At 35.2% G+C, this 22,600-nt stretch carries 24 protein-coding genes and 1 other RNA gene; 22 read left to right on the top strand and 3 right to left on the bottom strand.

Features of this window, described 5'->3' with window-relative positions:
• Window positions 1–80: 80 nt before the first annotated feature.
• The 4 genes from rnpB (at window position 81) to AC4PID_RS17535 (ending at window position 4,591) form a co-directional block, all read left to right on the top strand.
• Window positions 81–414: RNase P RNA component class A (rnpB, locus tag AC4PID_RS17520), an RNA gene on the top strand.
• Window positions 415–672: 258 nt separating this feature from the next.
• Window positions 673–2,322, top strand: a complete 1,650-nt coding sequence (locus AC4PID_RS17525; RefSeq protein ID WP_492133283.1) for an ATP-dependent nuclease — start codon at window positions 673–675, stop codon at window positions 2,320–2,322.
• 124 nt (window positions 2,323–2,446) lie between these two features.
• Window positions 2,447–3,142: a SanA/YdcF family protein gene (locus AC4PID_RS17530; RefSeq protein ID WP_492133284.1), complete on the top strand. Its 696-nt coding sequence runs from the start codon at window positions 2,447–2,449 to the stop codon at window positions 3,140–3,142.
• A gap of 129 nt (window positions 3,143–3,271) precedes the next feature.
• Window positions 3,272–4,591 carry an S-layer homology domain-containing protein gene (locus AC4PID_RS17535; RefSeq protein WP_492133285.1) on the top strand — a complete coding sequence of 440 codons (1,320 nt, stop codon included), beginning with the start codon at window positions 3,272–3,274 and terminating at the stop codon, window positions 4,589–4,591.
• A gap of 136 nt (window positions 4,592–4,727) precedes the next feature.
• Here AC4PID_RS17535 and AC4PID_RS17540 read toward each other — a convergent pair whose 3' ends face one another.
• Together AC4PID_RS17540 and AC4PID_RS17545 are read right to left on the bottom strand one after the other, a co-directional pair.
• Window positions 4,728–6,317 (bottom strand): oleate hydratase, encoded by a 1,590-nt coding sequence (locus tag AC4PID_RS17540; protein ID WP_492133286.1) that lies wholly within the window; start codon window positions 6,315–6,317, stop codon window positions 4,728–4,730.
• Between the two features lie 182 nt (window positions 6,318–6,499).
• Entirely contained in the window at window positions 6,500–7,057 is a 558-nt protein-coding gene (locus tag AC4PID_RS17545; RefSeq protein WP_492133287.1) for a TetR/AcrR family transcriptional regulator, read from the bottom strand.
• 178 nt (window positions 7,058–7,235) lie between these two features.
• Between AC4PID_RS17545 and AC4PID_RS17550 the strand changes: the two genes are divergently transcribed.
• The 10 genes from AC4PID_RS17550 (at window position 7,236) to AC4PID_RS17595 (ending at window position 15,449) form a co-directional block, all read left to right on the top strand.
• The gene (locus AC4PID_RS17550) at window positions 7,236–7,664 is read left to right on the top strand and encodes a hypothetical protein (RefSeq protein WP_492133288.1); all 429 of its coding nucleotides are present in this window, start codon (window positions 7,236–7,238) and stop codon (window positions 7,662–7,664) included.
• Window positions 7,665–7,854: 190 nt separating this feature from the next.
• Complete coding sequence (locus tag AC4PID_RS17555) at window positions 7,855–9,105, top strand: DNA polymerase Y family protein (RefSeq protein WP_492133289.1); 1,251 nt, start codon at window positions 7,855–7,857, stop codon at window positions 9,103–9,105.
• 60 nt (window positions 9,106–9,165) lie between these two features.
• The gene (locus tag AC4PID_RS17560) at window positions 9,166–9,429 is read left to right on the top strand and encodes a hypothetical protein (RefSeq protein WP_492133290.1); all 264 of its coding nucleotides are present in this window, start codon (window positions 9,166–9,168) and stop codon (window positions 9,427–9,429) included.
• Window positions 9,430–9,610: 181 nt separating this feature from the next.
• Entirely contained in the window at window positions 9,611–10,804 is a 1,194-nt protein-coding gene (locus AC4PID_RS17565) for an HlyC/CorC family transporter (protein ID WP_492135397.1), read from the top strand.
• A gap of 83 nt (window positions 10,805–10,887) precedes the next feature.
• On the top strand, window positions 10,888–11,700 hold the full coding sequence (locus tag AC4PID_RS17570) for a tRNA threonylcarbamoyladenosine dehydratase (protein WP_492133291.1): 813 nt from the start codon (window positions 10,888–10,890) through the stop codon (window positions 11,698–11,700).
• 85 nt (window positions 11,701–11,785) lie between these two features.
• Window positions 11,786–12,778, top strand: a complete 993-nt coding sequence (locus tag AC4PID_RS17575) for an ABC transporter permease (RefSeq protein ID WP_492133292.1) — start codon at window positions 11,786–11,788, stop codon at window positions 12,776–12,778.
• A gap of 9 nt (window positions 12,779–12,787) precedes the next feature.
• On the top strand, window positions 12,788–13,663 hold the full coding sequence (locus AC4PID_RS17580) for an ABC transporter permease (protein WP_492133293.1): 876 nt from the start codon (window positions 12,788–12,790) through the stop codon (window positions 13,661–13,663).
• 91 nt (window positions 13,664–13,754) lie between these two features.
• Complete coding sequence (locus AC4PID_RS17585) at window positions 13,755–14,336, top strand: coiled-coil domain-containing protein (RefSeq protein WP_492133294.1); 582 nt, start codon at window positions 13,755–13,757, stop codon at window positions 14,334–14,336.
• 25 nt (window positions 14,337–14,361) lie between these two features.
• The gene (locus AC4PID_RS17590) at window positions 14,362–14,616 is read left to right on the top strand and encodes an HPr family phosphocarrier protein (RefSeq protein WP_492133295.1); all 255 of its coding nucleotides are present in this window, start codon (window positions 14,362–14,364) and stop codon (window positions 14,614–14,616) included.
• Window positions 14,617–14,630: 14 nt separating this feature from the next.
• Entirely contained in the window at window positions 14,631–15,449 is an 819-nt protein-coding gene (locus AC4PID_RS17595) for an MBL fold metallo-hydrolase (protein WP_492133296.1), read from the top strand.
• 318 nt (window positions 15,450–15,767) lie between these two features.
• On the opposite strand, the gene AC4PID_RS17600 is transcribed toward AC4PID_RS17595, so the two are convergent.
• Window positions 15,768–16,214 (bottom strand): Lrp/AsnC family transcriptional regulator, encoded by a 447-nt coding sequence (locus AC4PID_RS17600; protein ID WP_492133297.1) that lies wholly within the window; start codon window positions 16,212–16,214, stop codon window positions 15,768–15,770.
• A gap of 142 nt (window positions 16,215–16,356) precedes the next feature.
• On the opposite strand from AC4PID_RS17600, the gene AC4PID_RS17605 reads away from it, so the two are divergent.
• The 8 genes from AC4PID_RS17605 to AC4PID_RS17640 all read left to right on the top strand — a co-directional run bounded on the left by AC4PID_RS17605 (window position 16,357) and on the right by AC4PID_RS17640 (window position 22,544).
• Window positions 16,357–17,754 (top strand): oxaloacetate decarboxylase subunit alpha, encoded by a 1,398-nt coding sequence (locus tag AC4PID_RS17605; protein ID WP_492133298.1) that lies wholly within the window; start codon window positions 16,357–16,359, stop codon window positions 17,752–17,754.
• A 19-nt stretch (window positions 17,755–17,773) separates the two neighbouring features.
• Window positions 17,774–18,121: a hypothetical protein gene (locus AC4PID_RS17610; protein ID WP_492133299.1), complete on the top strand. Its 348-nt coding sequence runs from the start codon at window positions 17,774–17,776 to the stop codon at window positions 18,119–18,121.
• A gap of 119 nt (window positions 18,122–18,240) precedes the next feature.
• Complete coding sequence (locus tag AC4PID_RS17615; protein ID WP_492133300.1) at window positions 18,241–18,966, top strand: hypothetical protein; 726 nt, start codon at window positions 18,241–18,243, stop codon at window positions 18,964–18,966.
• The gene (locus AC4PID_RS17620; protein ID WP_492133301.1) at window positions 18,956–20,140 is read left to right on the top strand and encodes a TadA family conjugal transfer-associated ATPase; all 1,185 of its coding nucleotides are present in this window, start codon (window positions 18,956–18,958) and stop codon (window positions 20,138–20,140) included. Before AC4PID_RS17615 ends, AC4PID_RS17620 begins: the two co-directional genes overlap by 11 nt.
• Entirely contained in the window at window positions 20,124–20,912 is a 789-nt protein-coding gene (locus tag AC4PID_RS17625; protein ID WP_492133302.1) for a type II secretion system F family protein, read from the top strand. The genes AC4PID_RS17620 and AC4PID_RS17625 overlap by 17 nt, the downstream gene beginning before the upstream one ends.
• A 150-nt stretch (window positions 20,913–21,062) precedes the next feature.
• A complete protein-coding gene (locus tag AC4PID_RS17630; RefSeq protein ID WP_492133303.1) occupies window positions 21,063–21,452 on the top strand; it encodes a hypothetical protein in 390 nt (129 codons plus the stop codon).
• 13 nt (window positions 21,453–21,465) lie between these two features.
• Window positions 21,466–21,672, top strand: a complete 207-nt coding sequence (locus AC4PID_RS17635) for a Flp1 family type IVb pilin (RefSeq protein WP_492133304.1) — start codon at window positions 21,466–21,468, stop codon at window positions 21,670–21,672.
• Between the two features lie 2 nt (window positions 21,673–21,674).
• Window positions 21,675–22,544, top strand: coding sequence for a DUF6382 and FHA domain-containing protein (locus AC4PID_RS17640; protein ID WP_492133305.1), 870 nt, complete (start codon window positions 21,675–21,677; stop codon window positions 22,542–22,544).
• Window positions 22,545–22,600: the final 56 nt, after the last annotated feature.

The following is a 22,600-nucleotide window of genomic DNA, read 5'->3' on the forward strand; positions in this document are numbered from 1 at the left end:
TTTAGTTAATATTATAATTTTATCTTTTTTATATTATGAATATGTCTTTACAGAACGGACTTTATTCTTTATAATAACCTAGAGTAAATCAGATGATCGCGTGCTTCGGCACGAGGAAAGTCCGAGCTCCATAGAGCAGGGTGCTGGGTAATCCCCAGTGGAGGCGACTCCAAGGATAGTGCAACAGAAATAGACCGCCTCGCAAGAGGTAAGGATGGAAAGGTGAGGTAAGAGCTCACCAGCACATAGGTGACTATGTGGCTCTGTAAACCCCATCTGGAGCAAGACCAAGTAGGGTGTAAAAAAGAGGCTGCTCGTCTCTCCCAGTGGTAGGTCGCTTGAGCGTTTCGGTAACGACTCGCCTAGATAGATGATCATCTAATACAGAACTCGGCTTATAGATTTACTCAACAAAGTACCCGCTAACCACTAGGTTAGCGGGTACTTTGTTGATAAATAGTTTAAAATTTTATATATTTTATTTCTTTTATAAATAATTAATTTTAAAACATTCACTGTTTATTTAAATCCATTAGGTTAAATTTGGTTTTCATGTCGTTATAAAACTATACATTAAATAGACATTATGTTTGAAAAACTAAAACTTAGCAGAGTATAATAAATGTAACAATTTAATTTATGTATAAACTTTATTAAAGAGGAGGTTTACATATGGGAAAATTTCCAGAAAACGTATATTTTAAAAATCAGAATTATTTTAAAGAGTTTGTTGGTTTCAGTAAAATAACAACATCAAATGTTATAATTGGTAAAAATAATATTGGAAAATCATCATTGATGGATTTTATTAATTTTATTACTCAGGATGGTGATTTTTCAAACGAATCTAAAATGGACTTTGTTTTAGATGAAAAACTTGTCAAAAAAATATATAGAGAAGATGAATATCGTGAAGTTAAAGGTTATACAGATTGGGAAAGTATCGGTAAATCTGTAGTTGGTGGTAAAATAACAATAACTTCAACTGGTCGATGGAGCCCAAGATTAATAAAAAAAGAGGATGATGTATCAAAAAAAATTGCATCTACATTAGGTTGTGAATTTCTTTTAAGTAAGTTAACTAATCCTTTTAAAGGCTATAATATTGGCCGAATCTCTGCAGAAAGAGATATTTTAAAAGAAAAATATGATTCTGGAAATTTAGATGTTGCTTTAAATGGTAATGGAGCAACTAATTTTATTCAGAATATAATTAATCACATTGGTTATGATTCGAAACTAATTCAAGTTAATTTACTTAATGCTTTCAATGAGATCCTACACCCCGAAGTAAAAGTCAATAATATTGTTACACAATTCGATGGTAATGAATGGGAAGTTTACTTAGACGATTCTGTGAATGGTAGGGTAGCATTATCAAAATCGGGAAGTGGATTGAAGACCATTATATTAGTTCTACTTCAATTGTTAGTAATACCTGAAGTAACTAAAATTTCGCTCAATAAGAGAATATACATTTTTGAAGAATTAGAAAATAATCTACACCCTGCACTTCAAAGAAGACTATTTAATTATATTCATCAATTTGCAGAAAAAAATGACTCAACAGTATTCTATACAACACATTCTAATGTAGTGATTGACCTATTTTCAAAATATGAAAATTCACAAATCGTTCTATTGAAAAATAATAATGGCGTTATAAGCACCGAAGATGTAATAGACGTTTATCAAAAGCGTTCAGTCTTTGAAGAACTTGATGTAAGAGCAAGTGATTTACTCCAAACAAACTCAATTATTTGGGTTGAGGGACCTTCTGATAGAGTATACATTAATAAATGGTTATCCTTGATTGATAATAAAGGGCTAATTGAAGGACTTCATTATCAATATATGTATTATGGTGGTAGGTTACTCTCACACTATTCAACTGAAAATTTTGAAGACAAATTAAGTATATTAAAGGCAAATAAGAACAGTATTATTGTTATTGATTCAGATAAAAAGAGCTCAAAATCACATATTAATGAAACAAAGCGTAGAATTCGTGATGAATTTGAAGCTGCCGGGCTTATTTCTTTAATCACTGAAGGACGAGAAATCGAAAACTATTTAACTGATTGTGTAATTAAAAAACATCTTAAAGATGAAGATATTCCACCTTTAAAAAAGTTTGAAGATTTTAAAGAATATCTAAATAAAATAGAAAAGGACAAGGGAAAAAAATTTGAATCCTCAAAAGTTAAATTTGCAAATGAAATTGTACAGCACATTACACTAGATGATTTAAAATCAACTTACAACTTATATAATGTCATTGATAAAATCATCAGACAAATCTATGATTGGAACAAACTTTAGTACATCGTAGTTAAAGAATAAAAAAACACTCGCAAACGCGGGTGTTTTTTATTTTTAATCAATTTGTTAATATGATAAACTGTAGTCGGCTATTGGATAAAAATTATATTGAAAAGAGGCGCTTATGAAAATCAATTTAGATACTATCAAAATATGGCTACGTCATGTAAGTGTTTTGGGGCTATCACTATTACTTGTTGTTGTCTTAATCAATGCATACATATTATTTAGTACACAATCGAGTATCTTTACCTTTGATGAGTTTGAACGCTCTCAAACAGATGCGTCTATAAAATACGATGCAATCCTCGTTCTAGGCGCTGGGGTCAATCCTGATGGGAATCCCAGTCTTATGCTAAGAGATCGTCTTGATATGTCGATAAAAATCTATGATGCTCAGCTTGCACCTAAACTGCTGATGAGTGGTGACCATGGCAATGTGGCTTACGATGAGGTAAACGTCATGAAAAGCTATGCACGTGCTGCAAACGTGCCATCTTCTGATGTTTTTATGGATCATGCGGGATTTTCTACATATGAGAGCATCTATCGTGCAAAAGCTGTGTTTGATGCGAAAAACTTAATCATCGTTACACAGCGCTATCATCTTCCAAGAGCTGTTTTTATCGCTCAATCGCTTGGTATAGAAGCCATCGGTATCGCTGCAGAGGACATCCGCTACAGTGGTCAAACGATGAGAGAGGTTAGGGAAGTACTCGCTCGAGTTAAGGATATGGCATCTACAATTTTCAAACCGTTGCCAACCTATCTAGGTGATGTGATTCCCCTCAGTGGTGATGGCGATCAAACCAATGATTAATATTACAAAGAGATATCATATACATCACAATTTGATTGCGTAATTGTTACTATTTTTCCGTTAGTAGGACATAGTTAATGGGTATCTGTTAAACTAGTTATAATCAATAACCAAATTAACGGAGGCCTTATGTTTATTAATAATAAAATAAATAATTCTGGAAGTCATTTTTTTAATAAAAAGTCTGTTTTAGGAAAAGGGATTTTCTTTACTCTCATTCTTGTGTTTGCCTTTTCTAATTTTACTTTTGCAGCGGATGAACCACAGGATACTTATGGTGATGTGCTGTTTGATATCGGTATTATCACAGGATACGACGGTGATCTGATGTCTGACAAGGCGCTTAATCGCGCAGAAATGATCGCAATTATTAGTAAGTTTTATCCTGAAGCATTTGAAGCCTATACAGCGCCTGAGACGCCAACCTTCAAAGATGTGCCGACGACTCACTGGGCTTATAAGTATGTAGAATTTGCTTATGAGAAGGGCATAACTGCAGGTAAGGGAAATGGTATCTTTGGTGTCAGTGATTCAATCAATTATAATCAGGCGAGCATCTTTATTATAAAAGCACTTGGTTTTGTACCAGAAGGTTTAGTATATGATTCGGCTTCGTTACAAGTGGAAGCTGAATATGGGTTAAAGCTTACAATTCCTACTTCTGGAAGCGCTTCATTAATTCGTTCAGATATTTTTGAACTCCTTGCCAAAGCGTTGGTAATGAAGGATGCTTCTGATGTTATGACTTTATCTAGATTTGTGGCAAGTGGTGCTGAAGAGGATGCTTATTCTAGTCGGATCACGTTAATCGTCAATACGCCTGTAGCGGTTTATCTAACCGGTTCGTTTTTCAATATTTTTTATGCAAATGGCGATATATACACTGGTGAGTTCGATGGAACACATTTAACAGGTAGTGGCATGACACAGTTTGCAAATGGCGATCTTTATATCGGTCAATATGCAAACGACTTCTTTAATGGTTATGGACTCTATATTTGGAGTGATAATGAAAATTACGAGGACTACTGGCTCGATGGCAGATTCCACGGACTAGGCACTTATACGTATGTGGATGGCGCCTATCAGTACGGTGAATGGGAAGACGATGCGCTTGTAACGCCTATCGAGGAAGTTTCAGATGTGGACGTGTCAAATGGCGTCGTACAACCAAGTGAGTTTTTAACGGTTATTTTGAAAGATCAAAATGATAATCCGATGAATGGGATCGCAATTACAGTTGAAGATCAGTTTAGCGAAGTCGCTTATAATCTAGTATCCAATAGCGATGGGGAAGTCGTTGTACCTCTTACAGGTCAATTTTCAGTTTTAAGTTTAGTGCTGCCTGACAATTCTGCCTATAAGTTTGAGGTGACAGGTCATCCATTTGCTGCTACAACTGCAGGGATTTATAAAACAAATGTTACTTTTGTTCTTTTAAGAGATTAATCGATTAGGTAAGCTAAAAATAGATCATAGTGTGAATTATTTAGAAGTGAACTATAATTGTATTTCATCAAAATTTTACCCCCAATTCTGTTTTTACAGTATTGGGGGTTTGAATTTGTAATGTTTAAATTATAGATTATCTAAAACTTGTATTAAGTGCTTTGAGTAGTGTGCGAACATCGTAGTGATGTGGGGTTACTGGATTGATTTTTCTAGAGCTTTCAAGTAGTGTGTAGACTGCAATTCTTGCTGCTCTGATTGAAAACTCTTCTGTAAACACCATATCCTCAGGAATTTCTACAAACTGGCTGATCATCGCAAAGTTAGTTGAACCTGCTGGAACTACCTCTGGACGATCTTTAATTGCCCTTGGTTGGAACATGGAGATGATATATGGCATCATACATGGAATGACGTTAATTACTGACCCCATGATTTCATCCATTTCTTCTTCCATGTGTAGATGGTGGAGGAGCTCAATTAAGATTTCTTCGCCTGTACAATCCTTCATTGGTTTTTTTACATAGTCGCCGAGTTTGTCTGTATAAAGTCCGTAGCCCCAGAAAATGGTAACGTCTTCAGGTTGATTTTTAAAGTGTGGCTGTTTGGCAACGACGATTGACATTAGCCAGCTTGAGTCTTTAAAGGTCATTAAAGCGCCACTTCCTGGTTTATTTCTAGAGTATTTTTCAATCTTTTTAAGTAGATCGTTGCCTTTCATTGTTACAGTAAAGGATTCCCAATTGGTCTCTGTTGGATTTCCAAAGAAGGATTCTGGATTACCAAGACCTTGTTTTTTAGCTGCGATATTTCTCCAAAAAGTGCCTGAAAGTGGTGTTTCCGGAACAAATGGTGCAGGTTCTTTAAAGCTACCAAGTGTTGCGTTATCTGTCATACTACCGTTTGTTGCAATACAGATATCATTTTCACCTAGTTTAATAACGCCTTCTTTTTCAGCAGCTTTGTATTGGATTCCCGTTACGGTAATGCCATCATGATCTGCGAATTCAAGGTCAGTTACTGTGCATTTTAAGCTGAAATCCACACCTTTTTCTTCAAGGTAAACTTTCATAGGGTGGATGATGGAATCGTATTGGTTATAAGGGGTTCTAGTAACGCCTTCTAATGTCTGAATACGTGAAAATTCAAAGACCATACGTTGCATGTAGCGTTTAAATTCGATTAGGCTTGACCATTTTTGAAAAGCAAATGTGGTCTGCCACATATACCAAAAGTTCGTTTCAAAGAAGTGTGGTGTTTTAGCGAACCAATCTGATATTTTTAGCATTTGAATCTTTTCTTCTGGTGCAATCATGAGTTTACCAAGCGCCATACGATCCGCCATATCAAAGCCCATAGACATAACATCTAAGATTTCGCCGTTTATATCGATTAAGCGCGCATTGGCATGTGTTGGATTTTCGTGGTCAAATGCTAAAATTTCTTCGCATAGACTCATTTCTGGTCGATCAAGGGAAGGGATGGTACTGAGCAATTCCCATGTGTTTTCATAGGTTTCTTCGTTCAGCATACGTCCGCCACGACAGATAAAACCGTTGACAGCATCGCCTGCGCCATCGTTGCTACCACCTAATATCGGTAGGCTTTCTAAGATGTGAATTTGTTCGCCTTTAATTCCAAAATCTCTGATTAAGTAAGTTGCGCCTGCAAGTGATGCCAAACCACCGCCGACGAAATAAACGTTTTCTAAAGCTTCTTTTTTCATGTTTTTCTCCTTATTCTTATCTAATATGCGACATGATTTTTTTCGTTCTTATCGCAATTTCTAATAATAAGTTACATCAGTTAAAACCGCATAAAAATAGACAAACGAGGTGAAATGTCTAATGTTATGACATTTTCACGTGTTTGTCTAAATCTAAGGAACGTACTTCCATATAATCTTTTTTAAGGCTTTGTATACTTTTCTATGGCGCGACTGATTTCACCGTTAATCAGTTTGTCCAGTTTATCGATAATGACTGCTGGTGCTTCCTTTGCACCTGATTTGAGCCATTCGAGCATCAGTGCGACGAAGCCGTAGGTATAAAACTTGGCGATAAAGGACTTGTCATCCTCTGAAATCTGAAAGCCTTCAGCAACTTCTTCTACCACCCCAATTAAAAGGTCATAGGTGAGGCTATAAAGAAACTTTTCTAGGTGATCACGTCCTAGTGAATTCACTGTACAAAGGCAGAAATCGCGATTGGCTTCTACATACTGAAATATTTTAAGAAAGCCAAGCTGCCAAGTCTCATAGGTTTTGAAGGCATCGATGGACCCAAGTGCCTCGGATTTATAGATCCAGCCTAACAGCTCATAGATGTCTTGAAAATGGTAATAAAAGGTTTGTCGATTAACACCACACTCTGTTACGAGCTCCTTTACAGTGATATGCTCAAGGGATTTCTTTGTCATCAAATTTTTTAGGGTTATGCCTAATTCACGCTTTGTTCTATTTTGCATTTTATCCACTCCAAATCATAGTTACATATGTATTTTAGCAGATTTCTTCACACTTTTTAATTCACAAAACCATAAATTTTATATATAATAAAATAACGAAGGGTAATCAATGCTCTTTTCACAATTATATAAAAGATTCGTCTTAATATATCTATCAATTCATTCGTAGGAGGACAACATGCTCATTAAATGTGAAAAGTGTGGTCGTTTTTTTGGAGATGACGGCAATACGCTTTGCTCATCTTGTCGAATCACAAAAAGAAATTTCAAAAGCTCAGGTGATCCTGAACGCGATAAATTCCTCATGGCGAGAGATTTGGTTTATGATAATCCAGATATATCACCTCAGGGCATTATCGACCTCATGGCAGAGATGGGCATGGACATCACTATTAGAGAAATTATGAAATACGTCGATGAAGGCCGTTTAACTTTAAATACCATCCGCGAAGGCAATCATTGTCAACGCTGTGGTACGAAAATAGGATTTGGCAAATATTGCGATCGTTGTCGATTTAAAATTGAACAAGAGGGTGGCTCTGCAAATAGTAGTGCTTCTGATACGGACAACTCAGGTCGAGTAAAAATGCATATTTCAAGAAAATAAGATTCAACGAAACACATCTTAAATAGGTGTGTTTTTTTTACTTTACAAAAGAACATACGTTCTGTATAATAAAATCAAACGTATGTTCTGTTTTCTGCAGTTTCTTTTTCGTACACCCGCATTCGGAAAGTCATCTCAGTAATAGGGCATACGTCTTTAAACTTTTTCTCTCTTTAGAAAGGGGGATTGCATGGGAAAAATAATCTTTCATATAGACGTCAATAGCGCCTATCTATCATGGGAGGCAGTCTATCGACTTCAACAGGGCGATGAGTTAGATTTGAGAACGATTCCTTCTGCGGTTGGTGGCGATCCTGTTAAGCGTCATGGCATTATCCTAGCAAAGAGTATCCCTGCAAAGCCGTATAAGATCCAAACGGGGGAAAGCCTGATGGCAGCCTTTCAAAAGTGTCCTTTTTTAACCGTTGTCCCGCCGCACTATGATCTTTATCTAAGATCAAGTAACGCCTTAATTGAACTCATAAGTGAGTATTCTGCACAGATTCAAAGATACAGCATCGATGAATGTTTCGTAGATTTTACGGATATGGTGGCGCTTTTTGGCGATCCGATAGAAACCGCACACGTCATTAGAGAACGGATAAAAAAAGAGCTTGGCTTTACGGTAAGTATAGGTGTATCTTCTAACAAGCTATTGGCGAAGGTCGCAAGTGATTTAAAAAAACCGGACGCTGTAACGACACTTTTCCCTGAAGAAATTGCAACTAAAATGTGGCCACTTCCAGTGGAGGAACTTTTTATGGTTGGGCGGGCGACCGTACCAAAGCTACATTTTTTAGGCATAGAGACCATAGGTGACTTGGCAAATTATGATCTTGAAGTTTTAAAGACTGCACTTAAGTCTCACGGCGCATTGATTTGGAACTATGCCAATGGCATCGAAAACTCAGATGTTAAAAAGAGCAATCGACTGGCAATTAAGAGTATTGGCAATTCTTCGACCATTCCATTTGATATAGACAGTCGAAAGGAAGCCCATCTCATGCTTTTAAGTCTCTCTGAAATGGTGGCGATGCGTCTTAGAGATAGCCAATATCTTGCAAGGCTTGTCAGTGTAAGCTACAAGACACATGAGTTTAACAGTACTGGGCATCAAAAGAAATTTGAGATTCCCACAGATCACACTTCCGAGATCTATGGTTATGCAAAGAAACTATTTGATGAGATTTGGGATGGAACACCTATACGTCATTTAGGTGTACGTGTTTCTGAATTTTGCGAAAATGATTTTGTGCAGCTACATCTTTTCGATGAATATGCGACGCAAAAAAACAACCGTTTAGATCGTGTGATCGATGAGTTAAGAGGTCGATTTGAGCCTAAGGCAATTATGCGTGGTAGTTTTATCGGAAGTGGTATAAAACCGATGACTGGCGGCGTTGGGGAAGATGATTTTCCACTTATGAGCAGCATTTTATAAATTTATATCGCAAGGTGTTTGGGAAAACTGAAATTAATATGTTAGAAAGTAGTAAGGCGTATGAAGGTTGTTAGAAAAGATATCGATGTTCTTTGTTGGTTCGACCAACAAGGTTATCCAAATCCAGTCAGGTTTCGAATTATAGATGAAGCGCAAACACCACAGGTGATAAAAATAGATAAGGTCATTACTCGCGAATTTGAAAAACTGGCGGGTAATAAGATGTTTGTATTCACCTGTCAGTGCGTGATTCAAGAGATGCTTCGAACAATTGTTATCAAATATGAGCTCGAAAGTTGTCGCTGGATTTTATTCAAGTATTGACCTCACTCATTTTGTTGTATTTTACTGTAGAGATATGTTATAATTTACGAGTATAAAACTAACTATTACCTCATATCAGAATTTATGAGGTAACAACAAAATATTTATTTAATTAGGAGTGTGGTTTTTTTTGGAAGCAGGCGCGAGTTGGCAGTTTATACTATTAGCGGTGTTGATTGGGATGTCCGCATTTTTCTCAGCATCGGAAACAGCATTAATGTCACTCAGTAAAATCAGAATCAGGCACTTGATGGAGGAAAAAGTCAAAGGTGCCACTGCCGTCAATCGATTGGTTGAAAACCCTAACAAGTTATTGGGGTCAATCCTTGTAGGAAATAACATCGTTAATATCGGTGCATCTGCACTGGCAACCTCTTTAGCAATTCAATATGCTGGTAATGCCGGCGTTGGAATTGCAACTGGAATTATGACGTTGTTAATTTTAATTTTTGGTGAAATTACGCCAAAATCCTTAGCGGCGCAGCATTCAGAGTTTATATCTCTTAAAATTGCCGGTATTATCAACTTTTTTGTCGTGCTTTTTAATCCAATTGTATTTGTACTTCTGTTACTTACAAATGGCTTGATTCGTTTGTTAGGTGGTAAGCCTGCAAGCTCACAACCATTTATTACAGAAGATGAACTTAAGACGATTGTAACTGTTAGCCACGAAGAAGGGGTTTTAGAAGTTGAAGAAAAACAGATGATTTATAACGTTTTCGAATTTGGTGATGCACAAGTTAAGGATGTGATGACACCAAGAACGGATATGATTTCACTGGAAGTTGGTGTAAGTTATGAGAAAATCATCGAAACCTTCAGAGCCGAGCAGTTCTCAAGAATTCCAATTTACCAAGAAACAACTGATAACATCATTGGGATCCTTTATATTAAGGACCTGATCTTTAAGGCAAATGAGAATACCGAGTTTGTTATTCAGGATTATATGCGTGAACCGCATTTCACATTTGAATTTAAAAAGACAACTGAGCTTTTCCAAGAGCTTAGATTAAAGAGAATTCCTATGGCCATCGTTTTAGATGAGTATGGTGGTACTGCAGGTATTGTAACGATGGAAGACCTTATTGAAGAAATCGTTGGCGATATCAGAGATGAATATGACGATCATGAAAAAGACATCGAAGTGATCAAGGAAGATGAATATATCGTCGAAGGCAGCACACGTATTGATGAACTAAACGAACTCATTGGGGTTCATATCGAATCAGAAGACTTTGATTCAATCGGTGGCTTTATCGTCGGCGAATTTGGATATATACCTGAAGTCAATGAAGTAATTGAATATGAAGGTATCCGATTTGTAGTTGAAGAAGTCGATCGAAACAGAATTGAAAAGTTAAGAATTCACACGTAGTTAATAATTGAATCATTAATAAAGAGTCCTCGAACTGAGGACTCTTTTATATAGTCATGTAAGTATCATTAGGAGGAAATTTAGTGTTAAATCAGTTTTCAAGAACAGAATTATTAATAGGGGAAGACGGTATAGATAGATTAAAAGATGCATCCGTCGCAATTTTTGGAGTAGGTGGCGTTGGTTCTTTTTCAGTGGAAGCGCTTGCAAGAAGTGGTGTTGGTACGTTCTATCTTTACGATGATGATAAAGTATGCCTAACAAACATCAACAGACAGTTGATTGCTACACGTAAAACAGTTGGTAGAGTTAAAGTTGAAGTTATGAAGGAAAGAATTTTAGAGATTAATCCCGATGCGATCGTCTATGATCATAGATGTTTCTTTGGTGTCGAAACGGCTGCTGAAATTGATTTTACAAAGTTCGATTACATTATAGATGCGATAGATACAGTATCCTCTAAACTTTTACTCATTGAACTAGCAAACCAATCAGGTGTTCCAATTATGAGTAGCATGGGGGCTGGCAACAAACTTGACCCAACACGTTTTGAAGTAACAGACATTTATAAAACATCGGTTTGTCCACTTGCCAAAGTTATGAGACGTGAACTAAAAGCAAGAGGTATAAAGAAGCTCAAAGTAGTATACTCGCAAGAGCCTGCCATGAAGCCTATCGAAAAGGAAGAATCCAGTTGTAAGACCAACTGCATTTGCCCTAAGGATGTTCAAAGGAATTGTAGCACTAGAAGACAAGTTCCTGGCTCAATTGCATTTGTGCCTTCTGTCGCTGGCCTAATTATAGCGGGTGAAGTCATCAAAGATTTAATTAAAACAAAATCCGTAAAAAAAGAAACGCCAATAACGGAGACGATATCAGATATTAAAGTTTTATAACCAGTTGTTTCAACTGGTTTTTACATATAGAAATTACCATGTGTCACTCTCATTCTAAATTATTTATCACAATAAAGGGGGAAACATGCTAAAAGTCATTCTCAAAAGAATTCTTCACACCTTACCCTTATTGCTAGCGATGACGATTGTCGTATTTATCATCGTCGATGCCATGCCTGGCGATGCGCTTTCTGCTTACATCAATTCTTTGCCAGAGGGGACTCCGAGACCTTCCTATGAACAAATCAGTCAAATGAGAGCTTTACTCGAATTTGATAAACCTTGGTTTAACCGCTATCTCGATTGGCTTTCAGATGTTGCTAGAGGCAATTTTGGTATCTCACTTTACTATCGAGCGCCAGTGGTCGAAATTGTTCCCAATCTGATCTGGCACACTTTCATGATTAATTCAATTGCACTTATTTTAACGTTTTTACTTTCTATTCCAATAGGGGTACGATCTGCTATACACAAAAACGGTATATTCGATCGCGTCATGACCACCTCTACATTGATTCTCGTTTCTTTACCTTCTTTTTTTATTGGTTTATATTTGATGCGTCTTTTTGCAGTTAAATTAGGCATGACACCAGCCACAGGGATGCACTCTGTACTTTCTGTTGTAAAAGGCTATGAAAGCAAACAAGCTGAAATTTTAGATGTACTACATCACATGATTTTACCCGTTATGACACTGACGTTAGTTGAACTTGGAACGGTTTCTAGATATGTTCGTAACGCGATGGTAGAGGTCATTCATCACGACTATATTAGGACAGCAAGATCTAAAGGTTTGAAAGAAAGAGTCGTCATCTATCGCCACGCCTTTAGGAATGCGCTAATTCCTGTTATCTCATTATTTGGTGTGCTGTTTCCAACACTCTTTGTCGGTAACATTTTCGTGGAAGCGATCTTTTCTTGGCCAGGGATTGGTCTCGAATTTTTAGCTGCAGTTTATCGTCGTGATGCTTCCATGATTTCTATGTTTATCTTATTTTTCTCAGTCGCTTCAATCTTGGGTAATTTGCTCGCTGATTTACTATATGGTGTTGCAGATCCTAGAATAAAAGTAGAGTAGGAGGTAAATATGACTGAATCACCTTGGAAACAATCCATAAGAAGATTCTATAAAAATAAACTTGCAATCTTAGGCGGTATTATACTCCTTTTTATTATTGCCTTCACATATATCGGCCCTTATTTTTCTCCATATCCTAACGACGTCATCAACGTTGTTTTAAGGTACAAAAAACCAAGTATAAGTCATCCATTTGGCACTGACCGACTTGGATTTGACATGATGACCAAAATTATGGAAGGTGGTAGAATTTCACTTGCACTTGCTGCACTCTCAGCATCTGTTACTTTAATTTTTGGAACGATTGTAGGAACATTTGCCGGTTACTTTGGCAAGTGGATTGATCATTTGTTGATGCGTATTTCTGAGTTTATATATGTACTCCCATTACTACCTATGATTATAGCTTTTACAGCAGTATTTGCCTTTAATGTAACCCCAATGAAGCGAATGATTTTAACGATGATCATATACGGGTTTTTAAGTTTTCCAAAGTTAGCTCGATTGATACGTGGAGAGATTTTATCTATTAAAGAGTTAGAATATATTAAAGCTACTGAAGTCTTAGGATTAAAAACACATAGCCGTGTTTTTAGACATTTATTACCCAACACCATCGGGGTAATCGTCGCGTCTACTACCGGTATTATTGCAAATGCAATTTTACTTGAACTCACTTTATCATTTGTCGGTATGGGTTTTCCAGCAGGGATTGCAACATGGGGCAATCTCATTCCCAATATACGCGGTGAAAGTTTGGTCACAGCAGGCTATTATTGGATGTGGTTTTATCCAGTTACTTTTATTTCATTGACCATTATAAGCATTAACTTACTTGGTGAAGGACTGCGTGATGCGCTTGATCCAAAGGGTGAGGGGCAGTAAATTAAATCTATATTACAACCCTTATCATAGCCTTCTTTTAAAACTATATTATGTTAAACTAGGACTATAATCATAGCACGAGGAGGTTATCATGACACAATGGATTGAAAAGATTAAAGCACATTCGCTTTGGATAATTGTTGCTCTTGTAGTTTCAATTTTGATTCTAGTGAGTCTTGCAATATATTCTGCTAATTTAAATCGTGATTTAAATAGTTCAAACGATGAAATAAACACACTTAATAAAACGATTGAAGAAATCAATCGAAGCAATGATACTTTAAACAGTGAAAAAGAGTCCCTTATTGGTCAACTTGCACAATCTGCATCTGATTACGAAGCTCAGATTACAGAGTTAAAGACACAGCTTAATGCACTTGAGGGTAACACTTATCATTATCCAGATTATTTGGTAAGTGAGTTTAATTCAAATGGCTTTTCTGATATTCAACAATTTTTAAACACATTGACTGATCATCCAGAATTGATCCCTACAGAAGGTGTACTCGGTGGTACTATGAGATGGTATCCTGAATTTTCAATTGTATTAGATGATAAATTTGTATATGCTTATTTTGAGGATGGTCATATTTCAGGCCACTCAATTCTTCAGTATAACCTTTTGGGTAATGGTGAAGTGGATTGGCAGACCAGTCAAACTTTTATGGATTAATTAATTTTAATTTAAGGGGTGAACGATGCAATCGTTTAAATTTATAGTGAATGATCCTGTTGGGTTTCATGCAAGACCTGTATCAAAGTTGGTGCAAGAGGCAATGCAATTCGAAAGCGATATAACTCTCACGTTTTTAAACACATCCGTTAACCTAAAATCAATTTTTAGTGTTTTAGCCTTGGCTATTCCAACACATAGCAATATTGAAATAACGGCGAATGGCATAGATGAAGAAACAGCAATAAATCATCTAATAAAAATATCGAAATCTTTATGAAGTAGGAGAAAACTATGGAATTAGTTACACTGGTCGATAATTTGGTTTATGGTGAAGGATTAATTGGAGAACATGGTTCTTCATTCTTGATAAAAGTTGGTTCAAAAAAAATACTTTTTGATACTGGGCAGACATCTGCACTTATCAATAATGCCATGTATATGGCTGAAGATTTAACGGATGTTGATTATGTGGTTCTGAGTCATGGTCATTACGATCATTGTGGTGGTCTTGAAGCCTTCTTATCTGTCAACCAGACCGCTAAAATTTATCTAAAACCCAAAGCTTTAGGTGAAAAGCTTTCACTTCGAGATAATGTTGAACACTTTATTGGATTTAAGCTAAAAAAACCGATTCAAGATTATCCAAATGAGTTCATTCTAATTGAAAAGGATACTAAGCTTACAGACAATATTGAAATTATAACAGAGATACACACCTACACGCACGACCTCGTCGATACCTCTAGGTTTTTTGTTAAGGACACCATGAATCTTGTTCAAGATCCATTTAATGACGAGTTGTTTTTATTGTTGCACGAAGGGAAGCGCACCTTCTTATTTACAGGTTGTTCTCACAAAGGAATCCTCAATATTTTAAAAACGGCATATGAAAAAAATGCACACCAGCCCATAGATTATGTCTTTGGTGGCATGCATTTTAGTGGTGAACTTTTACGTCATTTAGATCAGTACTTAATGCAGCTGAAACACTTTGGAATCAAAGCGTTCTATATTAATCATTGTACGGGAATCGATGGCTATTTTAGGTTAAAAATAAAATTCCCGCAAAAGGTATTTTACGCTTTTACGGGCTTTCATGTGGAACTATAAAAATTTCACTTTATTTTCTAATTTAAATGAATAAATAAAAAGAGTGGGGGTATAAAGTCGATAGACTTGAGAAGACGATTTCTTCATAGTCTATTATATATTTCCCCCCTATTTCCTCTAGTGCAGCTAGGGGATTTTTTTTTAGCCACAATTTTAATTGTGATAAATTATGAGAATTCAAAAATCAATGATTTTACTATTTAATCATCATTTATATTAAAATACATAATTTTATAGTTTTGTAAGTTTAAGTTTATATTTGTGAAACACTTATTAATAATTACTTCAATTATATAGTATACAATAATGCCAGTATGCTTAAAGTTCCTCGTTGTAGGGAACAATAGGTTTTCTTTTTAAAGGGCTTGATAAAATAATTGAAGTTCTTGTATCACCAATTCTTTGAATTTTGTCAAGTAATGCTTCGAGCTTATGAGTATCCTCACACACGACGCGAACGGTCATACAGTCCTCACCAGTCACATGATGGCACTCTACAATTTCTCTTTCATCATAGGCCAATTTCTTAAAACGCTCATGTGAACTGACTTTCATGGCAACGTGAATATATGCCTCAACATGTAATTGAAGTTTTTTAGGGTTTATAACTGCGGTATAGCCTTCTATCACACCACTTTCTTCAAGACGTCTTATACGTTCTGAAACGGCAGGTGAGGTAAGATTAACGCGCTGTCCTAGCTCTTTCATTGAAACACGAGCTTCTTGTTGAAGTATCTTTAAAATTCGAAGATCTGTTAAATCCATGTTAAACTCCCTAATTATATTAAGTCTAATTCAAAATATATTTATTTAATTAACCAAGATTAGTCTATCACTTTTCCATTCTTCTGTACAGTTATATGTACAAATGTTAAACTTTTGATGAATAAGCGTAGGAGGGTTCATTATGGCCACTATAAAAATTACCGAGACAATTTTAAGAGATGCACATCAATCCTTAATTGCGACTAGACTTAAAACAAATGAAATGATCCCAATTTTAGAAGATTTGGATGCAGTGGGTTATTACGCCTTGGAATGCTGGGGTGGTGCAACTTTTGATGCGTCATTACGATATTTAAATGAAAACCCATGGGAAAGATTAAGATTAATTAGAAAACACGTTAAAAATACCAAGTTACAAATGCTTTTAAGAGGACAAAATCTTTTAGGGTACAAGCACTACCCAGATGATGTCGTTTCTGAATTTGTAAAAAAATCAATTGCCAATGGTATTGATATTATTCGTATTTTTGATGCATTAAACGATATAAGAAACTTAGAAACCGCTTTGATAACGACAAAAAAAGAAGGTGCACACGCACAAGCTGCGATTTCATATACGATAAGTCCAGCACATACAATTGAAAAGTATGTTGCACTTGCAAAAGATATGGAATCACTTGGTGCTGACTCAATCTGTATCAAAGATATGTCTGGTTTATTGACACCTTATGAAGCTGAGAAGTTAGTAAAAGCTTTAAAATCAAATATCCAAGTACCATTGGAGATTCATTCGCACTATACAAGTGGACTTGCATCTATGACATATTTAAAAGCGATCGAAGCAGGCGTCGATATTATCGATACAGCAATTTCACCATTTGCACTCGGCACCTCTCAGCCTGCGACTGAGCCTATGGTCGCTGCGCTTTCTGGTTCACCATTTGATACTGGTCTTAGCTTAAATAAACTGGATAGAATTACTGAATACTTTACACCAATCCGTGAAAAGGCAATTGATACAGGTTTATTAGATCCTAAAATGCTTGGTGTAGACATAAACACATTAGTTTATCAAGTCCCAGGTGGGATGCTGTCGAATCTCGTATCTCAACTAAAGGCTCAAAATGCTTTAGATAAATACGAAGAAGTATTAAAGGAAGTCCCAAGAGTTAGAGAAGATTTAGGTTATCCGCCACTTGTAACGCCTACAAGCCAAATGGTAGGAACTCAAGCTGTTTTAAACGTCATTACTGGTGAAAGATATAAAATGGTTCCAAAAGAAATTAAAGAATACGTACGCGGCATGTATGGTCGTCCAACGGTTGAGATAAAAGATGAGATTGTCAAAAAAATAATTGGCAATGAGGAAGTCATCACTTGTAGACCTGCGGATTTACTAAAACCAGTAATTGCACTTGAAAGAGAAAAGATAAAAGAGTATATTGAAGAGGACGAGGATGTCTTATCTTACATTCTTTTCCCAAATGTAGCTGAAGAATATTTTAAATTCAGACAAGCTCAAAAATACAAAATCGATTCTGATTTAGTAGATAAGGAAGAGAAAACGCATCCAGTCTAATTCAACGTTGGAGGCATAAATGTTTCAAAAGAAAGAAAACACAGTGGATCGCGCAACCAAGCAAAAGATGAGAGAAGCTGAAAACGAAAAATTAATCTATGATACTTGGCCACAAAGCCGAGAGAATGGTAAGTTAAAATTTGTATTGAGATTTGGCGCAATAACATGGGGTTTACCCACTTTTTTAATCTACTCTGCGATTATGATTGTATTGAATTTCTTTGTTAAGGAAAGTGTCAAATACGACTTCGTTCAAGCGGTTATAGCCATTTTATTCTTCATAATATTTGGTACCATTTATGGCCATTTTATCTGGAATAAAAATGAAAAAATCTACAGAAAAAAATTCCCTTATGGAAAAAAATAAGCTAAGTTTAACATCAACACCCTTTGAAACCTAAAAGGGTGTTTTTTATTTTTTGTATTGCTTTTACCAGTATATGGAAGTATAATATCATTATCCATTATTTTACAATTGAGGTCACAATGATCTATTTGCTTAAAAACCGTTATACAGAAAAATTATACAACAAAATAAAAATGTCAGTTGTTAATCTAGCCTTAATCACATTGGAGAGTATTGAACAGCTTCAACCAGATGATCTCTTAGTTGTAGAAGATATTGATCGATCTTTGATAAAAGAGCTAGACATAAAAAAAGAAAATGTTATTCTCCTAGGTGAAGCTGAAGATGATTACCGCGTTATCTCTAAGTATCAAAGCTTTGAGCGCATAAAAAGCTTACTATCAGATCAATTTTTTCCATTATACTATTGCACCAGTACTGAAGTAATTGGTATAACCGAGCCACAGATGTATGAAATTGCAGAGAAATATGGCATAGAATATATGATCTGTCTTAACTTTAATCAGGCTTCAAATTTTTCATTATTTAAATGGAGTATGGATAATAACCTTGTTCTGCCTATCAAAGAAATCATATATGTCATCAATACTATTAACGATTTAAAATTTGAGCCAAGTTTAGAAATCTTAAATTTAATAGAATCTGCAAGAAGAAAAGGCACTACTATGGTGTTTAGTTTTCCACACAAAGGTCAACTAGACTTTCAGGTTTTTGAAATCTCTAATTTTCTAATTACTATTTTTAAGGACAAATCTAAAAAAAATGTGCTTTGTAACGATCAAAAAAATCCTAAGTTGATTGATGTCATTTTAAGAGGAGAGGAGATTACATATAGTGATCACTAATGAGTTAGTTGAAAAACTTAAGTTAGAGATTTTAGAAGCATCTCTTGGGAATGACGACGAAACCCTGAATCGTTTTCTCAATCATCGAGTTGATCAAGAATCCCAATTGAGTTTGCACGAAAAGAAGGAGCTCGTTCAATTTTTGAAGCAGGAATTATTTGGATATGGTATTATACAGCCTCTATTAGATAATCCAGAAGTCACTGAAATTATGATTAATGGTTTAAGTAGCATTTTCTATGAATCTAATGGCCTTCTGCACAATTCTAAGATTCAATATCAAACACAGGATCAATTAATGCAACTCATCTATAAAGTTGCAAACGAGATTGGACGAGAGGTCAATTTAACACATCCTACGTTAGACGCAAGATTAAAAGACGGCTCTAGAGTAAATGTAGTCCTCAATCCAATTGCGCTAAACGGTCCTATAGTCACCATAAGAAAATTTAAAAAGGCACTCATCCGTACACAGGACTTAATTGATAACGAAATGTTTGATTCAGAAACAGCACTCTTTATGGCTAAATTAATAAAATCTAAGTATAACTTGTTTGTCTGTGGTAGCACAGGTTCTGGAAAGACAACCTTACTAAACTGCTTATCCGATTATATTCCAACAGAAGAAAGAATTATAACCATAGAAGATGCTGCAGAACTAAAGTTATTAAATCACAAAAATCTAGTTTCCCTTGAAACGCGCTTGTCAAAAAGTGAAGCGAATGTTAGCACAAGCCATTTGATAAAAAACGCACTTAGAATGCGACCAGATAGAATCATCGTCGGTGAAGTTAGAGGTGAAGAAATAATCGATATGCTTCAGGCAATGAACACAGGTCATGATGGTTCTCTATCCACTGGACATTCTAACTCTGCTTTGGATATGCTGGTTCGACTTGAAGTAATTGCTTGTAGTCACAGTGATATAAATGCCTCATTAATTAGAAGACAAATTGTCTCCGCAATTGATTTCTTGATATTTGTTGAAAAATTACCCGACGGAAAGCGTTGTATCACGGAAATCTGTGAGCTTCTAAAAACCACTGATGACTATTCAGTCAACGTACTCTATAAGTTATCTGATTTCAACCAAGTCAAATGTAATGATTTATTGTCTTCTATTATAAATAAAACGAAGCTCAGGAGATTTCAAAACTATGATAAGTCAAGTTAAAAGAAAGCTTTGTCAATTGCTATCAAAAGCACCTAATTCAAAAGGAATCATTAAAATCAAATCTGAAGCGAACAAAAACATAGATTATACGCGTTATTCTCTAGACCTGTCTTTTTATCTGCTGAGTGCATGGGCATTTTGGAAGAGCCAGGTATTATGTCTTTTAACAATCATAGTTTTTGTATTCTTATTAAAAATCACAAAAAGATATGAAAAGAATATGGATTCCTTTTATTTAGATCATTTTATTGATTTTCTAAATCTTATTAACACCAATCTTTCACTAGGTTATGGCTTTGAGTCAGCTATTGCTTCATTAAGTAAAGACATTAACTATGATCATAACTACTCAGCTAAATGTATCCACCAATTAAATAGCGCCATACAAATTGGCATAGAAAGAGAAAAAATCTATCAACAACTTTATTCATTTTATCCAATCACAGAGTGTGACCTTTACATTAAAATGATTAGAGCCGCAAAAGTATCTGGCGCGAATCTAAATAGAATCACAGATGTTACTTTAGATAAGCTTCACATGAAATATAAAGTGAAAAATGAAGTGAAAAGCATCTTATATCAAAAGACACTTGAACAAAATATTCTCAGTTTAGCACCAATTTTCATTATTTTATTTATAGATAGTACCTCTAGAGGTTATTTAAATATTATGTATTCCACTTTAGTCGGTCGAGTTACGATGACGTTTGCATTTATTTTATTATTAACGATGAACTTAATTGCCAAAAAAATTGTTAACTTTGAAGTTTAAAGTACTTTTCAACATAGATGTTTATGGAGGTGAACGATAATATATAAAATCAAAAAATGGCTAGAGGAAAAAAATCAACTAATTGACACATGGCTTGGATTTTCAAAAGCTTCGAATAAGAAAACCTTGTTCGATAAACACCTCCCCAGTTTGATACAAGAATTTATAATCACTTACGAAACAGGTGTAAGCTTAGAAAATGCCTTAAAACAAGCTTTTGAAACATTCAACTTGGATGATACATTTAATGTACATAAAAGAGTCTCATCAAATTATATAGACCTATTTAATCAATATGCTTTTGAAAGAGATGATAAAGAAATTTGGCGATTTACACGACTTATCTCTCAATTAAAAAAAACTGGGTCTCAAACAGCCGCGTCCGCTCTTGAGAAATTTCACGACGAACTTTGGCTAAATCTCTCAGTAAATGCAAAAATCAAGTCTGAAAAAGTAACCATTCAGCTGACTTTTATATTAATGCTATCCTTAATCAGCGTTATAACAGTTGTCATCACACCAATTTTACTAATATTATAAAAGGAGAATTATTATGCTGAAATTATTACCGAACTACATAGCAATGCAATTAAATCGATTCTATAAAAATGAAAAGGGGATGGGAACCATTGAAATCGTAATTATTATTGCGGTATTGATTGGCTTAGCCTTTTTATTTAAGACTTTTGCTGTCGATTTCTTCACTAAAATCACTCAAGGTATTAGTGAAAATAATGATATTGACAGCTTATTTAATTAATTATGGAAGCGCATTATTATCTATCCTCTAAAATCATTACCTTTGAAAATGAGATGATTCAAAAGACAAACTTAAAATTATTACTACCCATCGAACTAAAATCAATGGGTAGTGGTGAAACATCAAAGCTCAAGTGGCAAGTTGATGATTCATTACAATCATTAACTCAACTGTTGAAGTCCGGTATCCTTAGTATCAATCTTATCTCACAATTAATCTCTGATTTATCCGCTTTAGAAGATGTATTAGATCATCATCTACTTGATTATCAAAACATATTATATACACCTGATATGATCTATTATGACGGTATTCACAATCACTTTAAGTTTTGCTATTTACCTATAGACTCTGTGAGAAAAGAAAAAGCATTAATACAATTGATGTACTATCTCTTAATATGTAGTGAATTAGCCATACCACATGAAAAATTAAAGGATATGCCGACTACACCAAAATCGATTGCCAATTGGTTAGAAAAAAACTCTAAACCGCAGAAAGAACCTAAATGGCTACAGCGATTCTTACGTTTGAAGAGTAATCAAACAAAAGACAAACCGATTACCACTATTACAAAGCATCCATCAAACAACTCAATGCTCATGGACAAATCAAACCCACAAAAGTTTTACAAACTTTATTTTGAATCCAATGTCATTGGTCGTGATGATACATCAAATGTTCAGATCCTAGAGGACTCAATTAGTAGAAAACACTGTGTTATTTATAAGGAAAACGTCGCCTATAGAATAAAAGACCTTGATTCTAGAAACGGTACTTGGATCAATGGGACTCTTCTGAGAGAAAGTGTACCTATTGTCAATGGTGATATTATCCAATTAGGTGAAAAAGAATTTATATTTATACGGTAGTTTTTGTGATATTATATAGTTTGTGATTATATTATTTGCAAATTAAGGAGTGTATC

It is taken from the genome of Fusibacter sp. QWL-12, from assembly GCF_058683495.1.